Genomic DNA, 12,774 nt, shown 5'->3' with positions numbered 1-12,774 from the left:
CGGCAAATTCAGGCATAAAGCCAAAAACCTTCTGACCCGAGCAAAGGACATCGCTGTGCATTATCAACCGAAAAGCGATCTGCTGGAAAATCGCATCATCCTCGTCACCGGCGCTTCCGATGGCATCGGCCGTGAAGCGGCTCTGACCTACGCGCGCTATGGCGCGCGCGTCATCCTGTTGGGCCGCAACGCCGACACCCTGCAGAAAACGGAGCAGGCTATTAAGCAGTTAAATAAGCAGCCAGCCGCTTCTTTATTACTGGATTTGGCCGAAGCTACGCCTGAAAGCTGCCAGCAGTTGGCCGACCAGGTTGCTGCGCTGGTGCCGCGTCTGGATGGCGTGCTGCACAACGCTGGCATTCTGGGCGAAATCGTACCGTTGGAGGAGCTCGATCCACAGATCTGGCGTGACGTGATGCAGATAAACCTTGATGCCACCTTCTATTTAACCCAGGCATTACTGCCGCTGCTGCTGAAATCAGATGCCGGATCGCTGGTGTTTACCACGTCCAGCGTGGGCCGCACCGGCCGTGCAGGCTGGGGCGCGTATGCGGTTTCGAAGTTTGCCACTGAAGGTATGATGCAGGTGCTGGCCGACGAGTATAAAAACCGTCACTTGCGGGTCAACTGCATCAATCCTGGCGGTACGCGCACCAAAATGCGCGCCAGCGCTTTCCCTGACGAGGATGCCAATTTACTCAAAACCCCCGCGGATTTGATGCCGCTCTACCTCTATTTAATGGGTGATGACAGCCGACGTAAAACCGGTACCAGCTTTGATGCGCAGCCGGGACGCAAAGCGGGGCCGGCAACCGCATGAATGATCGCCATCAGCAACGCCAGCAGCGACTAAAAGAGCAGGTTGATGCCCGAATCGCCGCCGCCAACGAGACGCGCGGCATTTTGATGGTGTTCACCGGTAACGGCAAAGGGAAAACCACCGCTGCTTTTGGCACCGCGTTGCGCGCCTGCGGACACGGTAAAAAAGTGGCGGCGGTACAGTTCATTAAAGGCGAATGGCCCAACGGTGAACGTAACTTACTGGAACAGCACGGCGTCGAATTTCAGGTGATGTCAACCGGTTTTACCTGGGATACGCAGAACCGCGAGACCGACACTGCCGCCTGTCAGTTGGTGTGGCAGCAGGCGCGTCGTATGTTGGCCGATAGCCGCGTCGATCTGGTGATCCTGGATGAAATCACGTACATGGTGAGCATGGATTATCTGAATTTAGCGGAGCTGGTCGATGTGCTGCAACAGCGCCCTGCTCAGCAAAGCGTGATCATTACCGGTCGCGGCTGTCATCGTACGTTACTGGATTTGGCAGATACCGTAACGGAAATGCGTCCGGTGAAACATGCGTTTGATGCGGGAATTCAGGCACAACAAGGAATAGATTGGTAACACGCTGACGCCGCAGAGCGCGGCGTCAGGCTTAGGATCAGGAACCGCGTTTGGTGTTATTCCGACGCGGATTGTTGCTCACCACCCCGTGACGTTTTACCGCACGACGAATTTGGTTAGCTTTGGTGCGACGACGATCCTTTTCAACGGCCACTTTCGTTACCGTCTCTTCCGGCATACTGACTAACGTACGCAGATAGTTGACTGCCGGTAATTCCATCTCGATCCAGCCGCCGCGTGGCAAGCCTTTCGGCAACTGGATATCACCGTAACGCACACGCATCAGACGGCTAACCTGCACACCAACCGCTTCCCACAGACGGCGCACTTCGCGGTTACGACCTTCGGTCAGCGTCACGTTGTACCATTGGTTAATGCCTTCGCCGCCGGCAAACTTAATGGTTTTGAACGATGCCGGGCCATCTTCCAGCTGCACGCCTTTGCTCAGCTGACGGATTTTATCGTCATCCACTTCGCCAAACACGCGAACCGCATATTCACGCTCCACTTCACGGCTTGGGTGCATCAAACGGTTAGCCAGTTCACCATCGGTGGTGAACAGCATCAAACCGCAGGTATTCACATCCAGACGACCGACGGCAATCCAGCGTGAACCACGCAGACGCGGCAGACGATCAAATACGGTTGGACGCCCTTCCGGATCGTTACGCGTGCAGAGTTCACCTTCTGGTTTGTAGTACGCCAATACGCGACACACTTCGGTCGCCGACTCAGCGATGGAAACCAGATGGCCATCGATACGAATTTTCAGGGATTTATCACTTTCGATGCGATCGCCAAGCGTCGCCAGTTTGCCGTCAACGCTGACGCGTCCGGCTGAAATCATGGTTTCGATTTCGCGACGCGAACCGTGACCGGCGCGCGCTAATACTTTCTGTAATTTTTCGCTCATGGAGCCTCGTTGTCGCCTTCCCAGGCGTCGTGGTAAGAAGAGGTGCGATACAGGGATTACCAATTCCCATATCAGAATCTGTTACCGCTCTGCATCGCTGCTGCAATCTCAGACGGCCCGCGATTTTACACTAACGCAAGTTTTGTTAACACCTTTTCCTTTGCTGCCGATAACAGAGGGTCTGGTAAAAACGTGGCCATTAAGACCATGACGATAAACATTCAGCTGGCTGATAGATCGATCTTATTTGCATCCGCAGCATCCACGCCAAGTGACTGAATTATTATCACTTGCCCCTAACTTTTCCCGCCTGAGCCTATTATCAACTTAAGACAACTGATACATTAGCGCTTTGCAAGACTGCTTAACCGCTATTGCTCGCCACGCTTAAGGATAATCACAAACTTTAAATCTAAGTAAAAACAATAAAACAGCATAAAAAACTATTTAACAGTATTAAATAAGGTCCATTACCGTAATAAATGCAAACTGATAGTTTATTGGCACTACAGGTTGGATTAAGTCTGTATTTTTGTATTATTTGATTAATATTAAATTTGATGAATTGTTCTGCAGAAAAAACTGTGTAAAATTTAAGCCTGAAATCCAGTGCGTCGTCATAATAACATAGCTTTCATTTACTATTTATATTCGTTCAACTTACAAATCATTAACGAACCACTGTGCAATTTCACTGATATTACAAACCGGCGCGCGCGGGATTAGACGCGTTTATTCATTTACGGAATGAATTTAATTTGCATGTCGAAAGTCTTCACCAGGGATTTTACGGGCATGCTTTAAAGAAGATCACAGCCATGAAAACCTCTCTGCTTTGGCCTGCGCTCGCTGCGCTGGCTCTGAGCGGTTGTTCCGTGGGCCACACTGAGTACAGTCGTACTGCGATGCAACACGTTGATATGAGCGTGACAGGCATCCCGACCGTGCTGGGTTTGGGCATTCTCGGTACAACCATTCCTTTGACGCCAGAATACAGCCTGACGGCGGCGCACGTGGCAAAAACGGCCGTGCAGCGTGTCAAGGCCTATCATCCTTATTGCGACGTCGCGATTATTTATCATAAAAACAGTCCAGAAACGCTGGCGAAATTCCGCAACGGTGCTATTGGTGAACCGATTAAAATGTACGGTTACAGCTTTATTTCCGCTATGCCGGTGGAATCGAGCGGCGTTAATTTAGCGCGTACCGCCATTACCAATAAATGGAATAAAAAGCCCTGCATGGCAATGGCATCAAATGCTGGCGTGGTGCAAGGGATGTCGGGTGGCGCGGTATATAATGCGGACCAAACTATTGGCGGGGTGATTGTCGGTTACAGCCATGAAATATCTAACGTTCGCAGCAAGAAAGTCATCTTAAAAGATGTCTCGCTGTATATTCCGTACGGGGATTTCAAAACCTGGCTGGAATCCAATATTGGTCAGACGCAGGAAGCCACGCCTGACCATGCATGATTACTGGAACGGGCGCGTGTCACCGACACCTTCGCGCACCACCACCGGCGCATCGCTGGTGAGATCGATCACCGTGGTCGGCTGCTGTCCTAGCGTGCCGCCATCGATGATCAGATCCACCAGCTTGCCAATGCTGTACTGAATCTCTTCCGGATCGGACTCGGTGAAATCATTGCCGGGCAGCATCAGCGAAGTCGACATCATCGGCTCGTTGAGGCGCTCCAATAGCGCCAGCGCCACCGGGTTGGACGGCACGCGTAGCCCGATGGTTTTACGTTTGTCATTCATCAGACGACGCGGCACTTCTTTCGTCGCCTTCAAAATGAAGGTGTAGTTGCCCGGCGTGTTGTTTTTCAGGAGGCGAAACGCGGAGTTATCCACCTGCGCGTAAGTCGACAGCTCCGACAGATCGCGGCACATCAGCGTAAAGTTGTGATTGCCATCCAACTGGCGAATGCGACAAATGCGTTCCATGGCATTTTTCTCTTCCAGACGACACCCCAGCGCATAGCCAGAGTCGGTTGGATAAACAATCACGCTGCCTTTATTGAGATAATCAACGGCCTGATTTACCAGGCGCGGCTGCGGATTGTCGGGATGAATGTGAAAATATTGACTCATAAAAACCTCATATCACCTGTCTGTAATAGCACTGCTGGGCGCCAATGCGGGGAAGCGTTCCCAAACCGGCTCCACGCCGCCCGGTAGCCATAACTTGCGTCCCAGTTCTATCCACGGACAAGGTTGGTGGAAATCTGATCCCTGCGACCCGGCTAACTGATGGTCATGCGCATAGGTTGCCAGCTGCGTGCGCTCGTTGGGCGCTTGCTGGCACTGCGCGACCTCCATGGCATCGCCACCCACGTCGGCAAAATGCGCAATCAGCCGCTTTAACCATTTAGCCGACAAACCATAACGACCGGGATGGGCCAAAACGGCATAGCCGCCAGAATGATGAATAGCATCAATGGCTTGTTTAATTGTACACCATTGCGGAGGCACGTAGCCGGTTTTCCCGCGCGCCAGATAATTCTTGAATACCTGCGCCATATTATCGGCTTTGCCAATCTCCACCAGATAACGCGCAAAGTGGCCACGCGTGATCAAGCCGCCCTGCGCCAGTCGCTGCGCACCGGCTAGCGCATCAGGAATGCGAGCGCGCTCGAGGCGTTCGGCAATCTGCTGCGCACGATCAAGGCGTGTCTGATACTGCTGCGCAAGGAATTCAGTCAGCGCGGGATGCTGGCAATCGACATTCAGCCCCACAATGTGGATTTCGTGATTTTCCCATAAGGTTGATGCTTCTAAACCGGCTAGCACGCGGATCGGTAGATCCTGTTGCATCACTGCCGCCTGCGCTTCTGCCACGCCCGCCACCGTGTCGTGATCGGTAATCGCCAGCACACCGACTTTCATCTCAACCGCGCGCTGCACCAGCGCGGTCGGCGTCAATAAGCCGTCAGAAGCCAGCGTATGGCTGTGTAAATCGTAAAGGGGAAAACGAGCGATGTCCGACAAAATAACTCCAGCAACTGCATAAACCGGCAGGCATGATAACGATTTTGCCCTTGGCTGAAAAAGGGTATTGACATTTTTCGCCCGAACCAGTTAACTAGTACACAAGTTCACACGTAACGGGTATTTAATCATGACTATTTTTGGTACGCATCTAAATGGTTGGTGGCGCGAAGATCCCTTTATCGGGCGACGTCGTCGTGCACAATTTGCGTAACCGCAGTGCAGATTGATACCTAAGCCCGCCGCCGAGCGGGCTTTTTTTTTGAGCGAAATTCAGAGAATCCATTATGGCTATTGCGAAACCTACATTGAAGTTGATAACCGGTACCGCGCCCTACCGCGAAGATCCGGCCGCAGTGTTTCATCAGTTATGCGGCGCACGTCCAGCAACTCTGCTGCTTGAATCCGCAGATATCGACAGCAAACAAAACCTGAAAAGCCTGTTAATCGTGGATAGCGCGCTGCGCGTCAGTGCGCTGGGCAACATCGTCACCATCAAAGCGCTGTCGGAAAATGGTCGCGCCATCTTGCCGCTGCTGGACGAGGCGCTGCCCTCTGAGGTGCGTATCGAGGTGCGCCCTGATGGCCGCGAGCTGCATTTCACCCAGCCGCAAGGCATGCAGGACGAAGATTCCCGCCTGAAGGCCCTTTCCGTATTTGATGCGCTGCGCCTGATCCCGCAGCTGGTGAACAGCCCGGAAGAGGAGCGTGAAGCGATGCTACTTGGCGGCTTGTTCGCTTATGACTTAGTGGCCGGTTTCGAAGATCTGCCGCAACTGCGCAACGAACAGCGTTGCCCGGATTACTGCTTCTATCTGGCCGAAACCTTACTGGTGATCGACCACCAGCAGCGCACTGCTCGCCTGCAGGCCAGCTTGTTCTGTCCATCGACCAGCGAGTTCCAGCGTCTGCAAGGCCGCATCGAACAACTGCGCGGCCAGATGACGCAAGCAGCGCCCGCATTGCCGGTCCAGCGCGTCGAGCACATGACGCTGAGCACCAGTCAGAGCGATGAAGAGTACTGCAACGTGGTGCGTGAGATGCAGGAAGCGATTCGCATTGGCGAAATCTTCCAGGTTGTCCCTTCACGTCGCTTCTCGCTGCCGTGCCCTTCTCCACTGGCCGCTTACGACACGTTGAAAAACAGCAATCCAAGTCCTTACATGTTCTTTATGCAGGATCAGGATTTCGCGCTGTTTGGTGCCTCGCCAGAAAGCTCACTGAAATATGACGCGACGTCGCGCCAGATTGAGATCTACCCGATTGCTGGTACGCGTCCACGCGGCCGCCATGCTGATGGCTCGCTGGATCGCGATCTCGACAGCCGCATCGAACTGGAAATGCGCACCGATCATAAAGAGATGGCCGAGCACCTGATGCTGGTGGATTTAGCACGTAACGATTTGGCGCGTATCTGCGTGCCGGGCAGCCGTTACGTGGCAGACCTGACTAAAGTTGACCGCTACTCATTTGTGATGCATCTGGTGTCACGCGTGGTCGGCACGTTGCGCGCAGATCTCGACGTGCTTCACGCCTACCGCGCCTGCATGAACATGGGCACGCTGAGCGGCGCACCGAAAGTGCGTGCGATGCAACTGATTGCCGGGAAAGAAGGCACACGTCGCGGCAGCTACGGCGGCGCAGTCGGCTATTTCACCGCTAACGGCGACCTTGATACCTGCATCGTTATCCGTTCCGCGTGGGTTGAAGACGGTGTAGCCACCTTACAAGCCGGCGCCGGTGTGGTGCTGGATTCCCAGCCCCAGGCAGAAGCGGACGAGAGCCGCAACAAAGCGCGCGCTGTATTGCGTGCCATCGCAACAGCCCATCACTGCAAGGAGATTTTCTGATGGCCGATATCCTGCTGCTCGATAACATCGACTCCTTTACTTACAACCTCGTTGATCAGCTGCGTACCTTTGGCCATAACGTGGTGATTTACCGCAACAACGTGCCCGCTGAGGTGCTGATTGAACGCCTGCAGCAGATGGAAAACCCAATTCTGATGCTGTCGCCGGGTCCGGGCGCGCCGAAAGATGCCGGATGCATGCCAGATTTGCTGCAAGCGCTGCGCGGTCGTCTGCCGATTATCGGCATCTGTCTCGGTCATCAGGCGATTGTTGAAGCTTACGGCGGCCATGTCGGCCAGGCCGGCGAGATCCTGCACGGCAAAGCCTCTTCTATTACCCATGATGGCGAAGGCATGTTCGCTGGCCTGAGCAATCCGCTGCCGGTGGCGCGCTATCACTCGCTGGTCGGTAGCAATACGCCAGCCGAATTGACCGTTAACGCCAGCTACAACGGCATGGTGATGGCCGTGCGCCACGATGCCGACCGCGTGTGTGGCTTCCAGTTCCACCCCGAATCCATTCTCACCACTCAGGGCGCGCGCTTATTAGAACAGACGTTGGCCTGGGCGCTGGCGAAGTAATAGGGAGATTATGATGCAAACTATTCTGGAAAAACTTTATCAGTCTGAGACGCTGAGCCAGGGCGAAAGCCACCAGCTATTTAGCGCTATTATTACCGGTCAGCTGGAGCCGACGCAGTTAGCCGCCGCGCTGATTGCCATGAAAGTCCGTGGCGAGCGTCCGGAAGAGATCGCTGGTGCCGCTTCCGCGCTGCTGGCCGATGCAAAACCGTTCCCGCGCCCGGATTACACCTTTGCCGATATCGTCGGTACCGGCGGTGACGGCAGCAACAGCATCAATATCTCGACCGCCAGCGCCTTTGTTGCGGCAACCTGCGGCCTGAAAGTGGCAAAGCACGGTAATCGCAGCGTCTCCAGCAAATCGGGTTCTTCCGATCTGCTGGCGGCATTTGGCATCAATCTGGATATGCCTGCGGAACAAGCACGTGAGGCGCTGGACGATCTCAACGTCTGCTTCCTGTTTGCTCCGCAGTATCACAGCGGTTTTCGTCACGCGATGCCGGTACGTCAGCAGTTGAAAACCCGTACCATCTTTAACGTGCTGGGTCCGCTGATTAACCCTGCGCGTCCACCGCTAGCGGTGATTGGCGTGTATAGCCCGGAGCTGGTACTGCCAATCGCCCAAACGCTAAAAGTGCTCGGCTATCAACGTGCGGCTGTGGTTCACGGCGGCGGCATGGATGAAGTGGCGCTGCACAGCCCAACGCAGGTCGCCGAGCTGCGTGATGGCGAAATCACTGGCTATCAGCTGACGCCAGAAGACTTCGGTTTTGGCTTCCATGATAAAGACGCGTTGGCAGGCGGCACGCCGGAAGAAAACCGTGACATTCTGACCCGTTTACTTCAGGGTAAAGGCCAGCCCGCCCATGAGCAGGCGGTGGCGGTCAACGTCGCAATGTTACTGAAAGTGTTCGGAAATGAAGATTTGCGCGACAACGCACAGCGCGCCATCGCTGCCATTCGCAGCGGACAGGCCTACGAGCGCGTTGTCGCTCTGGCAGCGAGAGGATGAGATGAGTATTAAGGGCACTGTTTTAGAGAAAATCGTACAAGATAAAGCCGTCTGGGTTGAAGCGCGCAAAGCACAGCAGCCGCTGGCCACCTTCCAGAACGATTTGCAGCCTGCGGAACGTCATTTTTACGATGCACTGCGCGGATCGCGCACGGTATTCATCCTGGAATGCAAAAAAGCATCGCCCTCCAAAGGGCTGATTCGCGAGGATTTCGATCCCGCCACCATCGCTGGCGTATATCGTCATTACGCTTCAGCGGTGTCGGTGTTAACCGATGAAAAATACTTCCAGGGCGATTTTGCGTTCCTGCCGATTGTTAGCGCCGCCATCACGCAACCGGTGTTGTGCAAAGACTTCATCATCGATCCGTATCAAATCTATCTGGCACGTCATTATCAGGCCGACGCCATTCTGCTGATGTTGTCGGTGCTCGATGATGAGCAATATCGTCAGCTCGCCGCCGTGGCGCACAGCCTGAAAATGGGCGTGCTGACCGAAGTCAGTAATGAAGAAGAGATGGAACGCGCGATTGCGCTGGAAGCCAAAGTCGTCGGCATTAATAACCGCGACCTGCGCGACCTGTCCATCGACCTGAATCGCACGCGTCAGTTAGCGCCGCGCCTCGGACATGGCGTCACCGTCATCAGCGAATCTGGCATTCACAATTATGCGCAGGTACGTGAGCTGAGCCACTTCGCTAACGGCTTCCTGATTGGCTCCGCGCTGATGGAAGAAGCCGATCTCACTGCTGGCGTGCGTCGCGTATTGCTCGGTGATAACAAAGTCTGCGGCCTGACCCGCGCCGAAGATGCACGTGCAGCGCAGGAAGCCGGCGCCATTTACGGTGGCTTGATCTTTGCTGAAGGCTCACCGCGTAAAATCAGCCGCGAGCAGGCGCAGATTGTTCAGGCGGCTGCCCCGCTGAAGTATGTTGGCGTATTCCGCAACAATGCGGCAAGTGACATTGTCACGCTAGCGGAAAGTTTAAAACTTTTTGCGGTACAGCTGCACGGCGATGAAGATCAGGCGTTTGTCGCACAATTGCGTCAGGCGCTGCCAGCAGACACCAAAATCTGGAAAGCGCTGAGCATTAAAGAGCAGTTACCTGCGCGCGACTGGCCGCACGTCGATCGTTACCTGTTTGATAATGGCCAGGGCGGCACCGGCCAGCGTTTCGATTGGTCACTGCTGCAAGGCCAGGATCTCAGCAATGTGCTGCTGGCCGGTGGCCTAAGCGCGGACAACTGCGTAGAGGCCGCGCAGCTGGGCTGTGCCGGCCTCGATTTCAACTCCGGCGTAGAATCTGCGCCAGGCATTAAAGATGCCAGCAAAGTCGCGGCGGTATTTCGCACGCTGCGCGCCTATTAATTTCGCTTGCCCGCCATGGCGCGGGCCGAATAAGGAAGATGAAAAAATGACCACGTTATTGAATCCCTATTTTGGCGAGTTTGGCGGCCAGTACGTACCACAAATCCTGATGCCAGCCTTGCGCCAGTTGGAAAATGCGTTTGTTGAAGCGCAGCGCGATCCCGAGTTTCAGGCCGAGTTTACTGACCTGCTGAAAAACTACGCTGGACGCCCAACGGCTTTGACGCTGTGCAGCAACCTGACCAAAGGCAGCAAAACCCGCCTCTATCTGAAGCGTGAAGATTTACTGCACGGTGGCGCGCACAAAACCAACCAGGTGCTGGGTCAGGCGCTGCTGGCCAAACGCATGGGCAAAAACGAGATCATCGCGGAAACCGGCGCCGGTCAGCACGGTGTCGCGTCAGCGTTAGCCTGTGCCCTGCTGGGCATGAAGTGCCGCATCTATATGGGCGCCAAGGATGTTGAACGTCAGTCGCCAAACGTATTCCGTATGCGTTTGATGGGCGCGGAAGTGATTCCGGTGCACAGCGGCTCAGCCACGCTGAAAGATGCCTGTAACGAGGCGCTGCGCGACTGGTCTGGCAGCTATGAAACCGCGCACTACATGCTCGGCACCGCCGCTGGCCCGCATCCGTTCCCGACTATCGTGCGTGAATTCCAGCGCATGATTGGTGAAGAGACCAAAGCCCAGATTCTGGAGCGCGAAGGTCGCCTGCCGGATGCGGTGTTAGCCTGCGTGGGCGGTGGTTCGAACGCTATCGGCATGTTCGCTGATTTTATCGAAGAAGAAAGCGTTGGCCTGATCGGCGTGGAGCCGGCGGGGCACGGTATCGAAACCGGAGAACACGGTGCGCCGCTCAAGCACGGTCGCGTGGGGATCTATTTCGGTATGAAAGCGCCGATGATGCAGACCGAAGAGGGTCAGATTGAAGAATCCTACTCAATCTCTGCGGGTCTGGACTTCCCGTCAGTGGGTCCTCAGCATGCGCATCTGAACAGTATCGGCCGCGCGGAATATGTTTCGATCACCGATGACGAAGCGCTCAGCGCCTTTAAAGAGCTGTGCCGTGCTGAAGGGATTATTCCTGCGCTCGAATCCTCACACGCGCTGGCACATGCACTGAAAATGATCCGCGAAAATCCGGAAAAAGAGCAGCTGCTGGTGGTTAACCTTTCTGGTCGCGGCGATAAAGACATCTTCACCGTTCACGATATTTTGAAAGCCAAGGGAGAGATCTGATGGAACGTTACAATCAGCTGTTTCAACGTCTGTCGGCGCAGCAAGAAGGCGCGTTTGTCCCCTTCGTTACTCTCGGCGATCCGTCACCTGAACTGTCGCTAAAAATTATCGATACCCTGGTTGAAGGCGGTGCGGACGCGTTAGAACTCGGTATTCCGTTCTCGGATCCGCTGGCCGACGGCCCAACCATTCAGGGCGCGACGCTGCGTGCCTTTGCTTCCGGCACCACCGTGGCGCAGTGCTTTGAAATTCTGGCGACCGTGCGCCAGAAATATCCCGAGCTGCCGATTGGCTTGCTGATGTACGCCAATCTGGTGTTCAGCAAAGGTATCGATAACTTTTATGCACAGTGTGAAGCGGTGGGCGTCGATTCCGTGCTGGTTGCGGATGTGCCGCTGGAAGAGTCTGCGCCCTTCCGTCAGGCTGCGCTGCGCCACAATGTGGCGCCGATCTTTATCTGTCCACCAAATGCTGACGATGAACTGCTGCGTGAGATCGCTGCGCACGGTCGCGGTTATACCTATTTGCTGTCACGCGCAGGCGTCACCGGTTCGGAAAATCGTGCCAGCCTGCCGCTGCATCACCTGATCGAAAAGCTGCGTGAGTTTAACGCTGCGCCGCCGCTGCAGGGCTTTGGTATCTCTGAACCCGGCCAGGTGAAAGAAGCCATCGCCGCTGGTGCGGCGGGTGCCATTTCCGGGTCGGCAATTGTGAAAATCATTGAGCGTAACCAGAACGATCCGGCCACGCTGCTCAGCGAGCTGAAAGCCTTTGTGAGTAGTCTGAAAGCAGCCACCCGCTAAAATCCTTCAGGGCCTTATTCGCTGGTGCGGATAAGGCCTTTTTATTGTCACAAACATCCCCAAACTCAAATTCCCGGCTACTCTCAGATTTTCATGCCCAGCGAAAACTGCGATTGGCTCATTAAGTGGTAAAAATGCCCTCTTTCTGACTTTTTCGCGCGCGCCGATTTGCTGATTTCGCATCTCCAGACCACAATTAACTGCGCCGCCCCATTGCGGCGAAACATCATCTAAGACAGGGAGATAACCAATGAAATTTTTCAAAGTCGTTGCAGGATTTATGATGGCTGCGGTAATGGCGCTGGCACTTAGCGCGTGTGCACCCACAGCAACCAAAGAAGGCACTGGCGGTTACATCGACGATACCGTGGTAACCACTAAAGTTAAGGCTCAGCTATTGAATGACGAGTCGCTGAAATCGACCGAAATCAATGTTGAAACCTTCAAGGGTAAAGTTCAGCTGAGCGGTTTTGTCAGCTCCCCGCAGATGGCAAATCGCGCGGTGGCCGTAACGCGTAGCGTGGCGGGTGTGAAATCTGTGGTTAACAATATGCAGATCAAATAATACAACGGGCGACCTTCTGGTCGCCCGCTTCATTTCTGGTTGCC

11 protein-coding genes, 1 pseudogene and 1 other annotated feature are annotated in these 12,774 nt (G+C 54.8%); of the genes and pseudogenes, 9 read left to right on the top strand and 3 right to left on the bottom strand.

Annotation, left to right across the window (positions count from 1 at the left end):
• The first annotated feature begins 55 nt into the window (after nucleotides 1-55).
• Both K5Y33_RS05035 and cobO read left to right on the top strand, forming a co-directional pair.
• Entirely contained in the window at nucleotides 56-820 is a 765-nt protein-coding gene (locus K5Y33_RS05035; protein WP_110866450.1) for a YciK family oxidoreductase, read from the top strand.
• The gene (cobO, locus tag K5Y33_RS05030) at nucleotides 817-1,404 is read left to right on the top strand and encodes a cob(I)yrinic acid a,c-diamide adenosyltransferase (RefSeq protein ID WP_222233355.1); all 588 of its coding nucleotides are present in this window, start codon (nucleotides 817-819) and stop codon (nucleotides 1,402-1,404) included. The genes K5Y33_RS05035 and cobO overlap by 4 nt, the downstream gene beginning before the upstream one ends.
• Nucleotides 1,405-1,441: 37 nt before the next feature.
• Here cobO and rluB read toward each other — a convergent pair whose 3' ends face one another.
• On the bottom strand, nucleotides 1,442-2,317 hold the full coding sequence (gene rluB / locus K5Y33_RS05025) for a 23S rRNA pseudouridine(2605) synthase RluB (RefSeq protein WP_101764266.1): 876 nt from the start codon (nucleotides 2,315-2,317) through the stop codon (nucleotides 1,442-1,444).
• Nucleotides 2,318-3,135: 818 nt separating this feature from the next.
• On the opposite strand from rluB, the gene K5Y33_RS05020 reads away from it, so the two are divergent.
• Nucleotides 3,136-3,792 carry a serine protease gene (locus K5Y33_RS05020; protein WP_110866252.1) on the top strand — a complete coding sequence of 219 codons (657 nt, stop codon included), beginning with the start codon at nucleotides 3,136-3,138 and terminating at the stop codon, nucleotides 3,790-3,792.
• Here K5Y33_RS05020 and K5Y33_RS05015 read toward each other — a convergent pair whose 3' ends face one another.
• On the bottom strand, nucleotides 3,793-4,413 hold the full coding sequence (locus K5Y33_RS05015; protein WP_110866253.1) for an L-threonylcarbamoyladenylate synthase: 621 nt from the start codon (nucleotides 4,411-4,413) through the stop codon (nucleotides 3,793-3,795). It abuts the gene before it with no gap.
• Nucleotides 4,414-4,425: 12 nt separating this feature from the next.
• On the bottom strand, nucleotides 4,426-5,310 hold the full coding sequence (locus K5Y33_RS05010) for a PHP domain-containing protein (RefSeq protein WP_101764263.1): 885 nt from the start codon (nucleotides 5,308-5,310) through the stop codon (nucleotides 4,426-4,428).
• Nucleotides 5,311-5,464: 154 nt separating this feature from the next.
• Nucleotides 5,465-5,573 (top strand) — a sequence feature (Trp leader region).
• Between the two features lie 24 nt (nucleotides 5,574-5,597).
• Between K5Y33_RS05010 and K5Y33_RS05005 the strand changes: the two genes are divergently transcribed.
• The 6 genes and pseudogenes from K5Y33_RS05005 (at nucleotide 5,598) to K5Y33_RS04975 (ending at nucleotide 12,730) form a co-directional block, all read left to right on the top strand.
• Nucleotides 5,598-7,160: an anthranilate synthase component 1 gene (locus K5Y33_RS05005; RefSeq protein ID WP_222233354.1), complete on the top strand. Its 1,563-nt coding sequence runs from the start codon at nucleotides 5,598-5,600 to the stop codon at nucleotides 7,158-7,160.
• Nucleotides 7,160-8,753, top strand: a pseudogene (gene trpD / locus K5Y33_RS23635) (bifunctional anthranilate synthase glutamate amidotransferase component TrpG/anthranilate phosphoribosyltransferase TrpD). Before K5Y33_RS05005 ends, trpD begins: the two are co-directional and overlap by 1 nt.
• A 1-nt stretch (nucleotide 8,754) precedes the next feature.
• A complete protein-coding gene (trpCF, locus tag K5Y33_RS04990) occupies nucleotides 8,755-10,122 on the top strand; it encodes a bifunctional indole-3-glycerol-phosphate synthase TrpC/phosphoribosylanthranilate isomerase TrpF (protein ID WP_222233353.1) in 1,368 nt (455 codons plus the stop codon).
• A 46-nt stretch (nucleotides 10,123-10,168) separates the two neighbouring features.
• Nucleotides 10,169-11,362 carry a tryptophan synthase subunit beta gene (trpB, locus tag K5Y33_RS04985; protein ID WP_101764259.1) on the top strand — a complete coding sequence of 398 codons (1,194 nt, stop codon included), beginning with the start codon at nucleotides 10,169-10,171 and terminating at the stop codon, nucleotides 11,360-11,362.
• Nucleotides 11,362-12,165 (top strand): tryptophan synthase subunit alpha, encoded by an 804-nt coding sequence (trpA, locus tag K5Y33_RS04980; RefSeq protein WP_101764258.1) that lies wholly within the window; start codon nucleotides 11,362-11,364, stop codon nucleotides 12,163-12,165. Before trpB ends, trpA begins: the two co-directional genes overlap by 1 nt.
• A gap of 250 nt (nucleotides 12,166-12,415) precedes the next feature.
• A complete protein-coding gene (locus tag K5Y33_RS04975; protein WP_101764257.1) occupies nucleotides 12,416-12,730 on the top strand; it encodes a BON domain-containing protein in 315 nt (104 codons plus the stop codon).
• Nucleotides 12,731-12,774: the final 44 nt, after the last annotated feature.

This window comes from Pantoea sp. DY-17, from assembly GCF_019795975.1.
In the GTDB taxonomy this organism is placed as follows: Bacteria; Pseudomonadota; Gammaproteobacteria; order Enterobacterales; family Enterobacteriaceae; genus Pantoea; species Pantoea leporis.
Note: the sequence above shows the minus strand (reverse complement) of the source record. Positions and strands in the feature narration are given on the sequence as shown.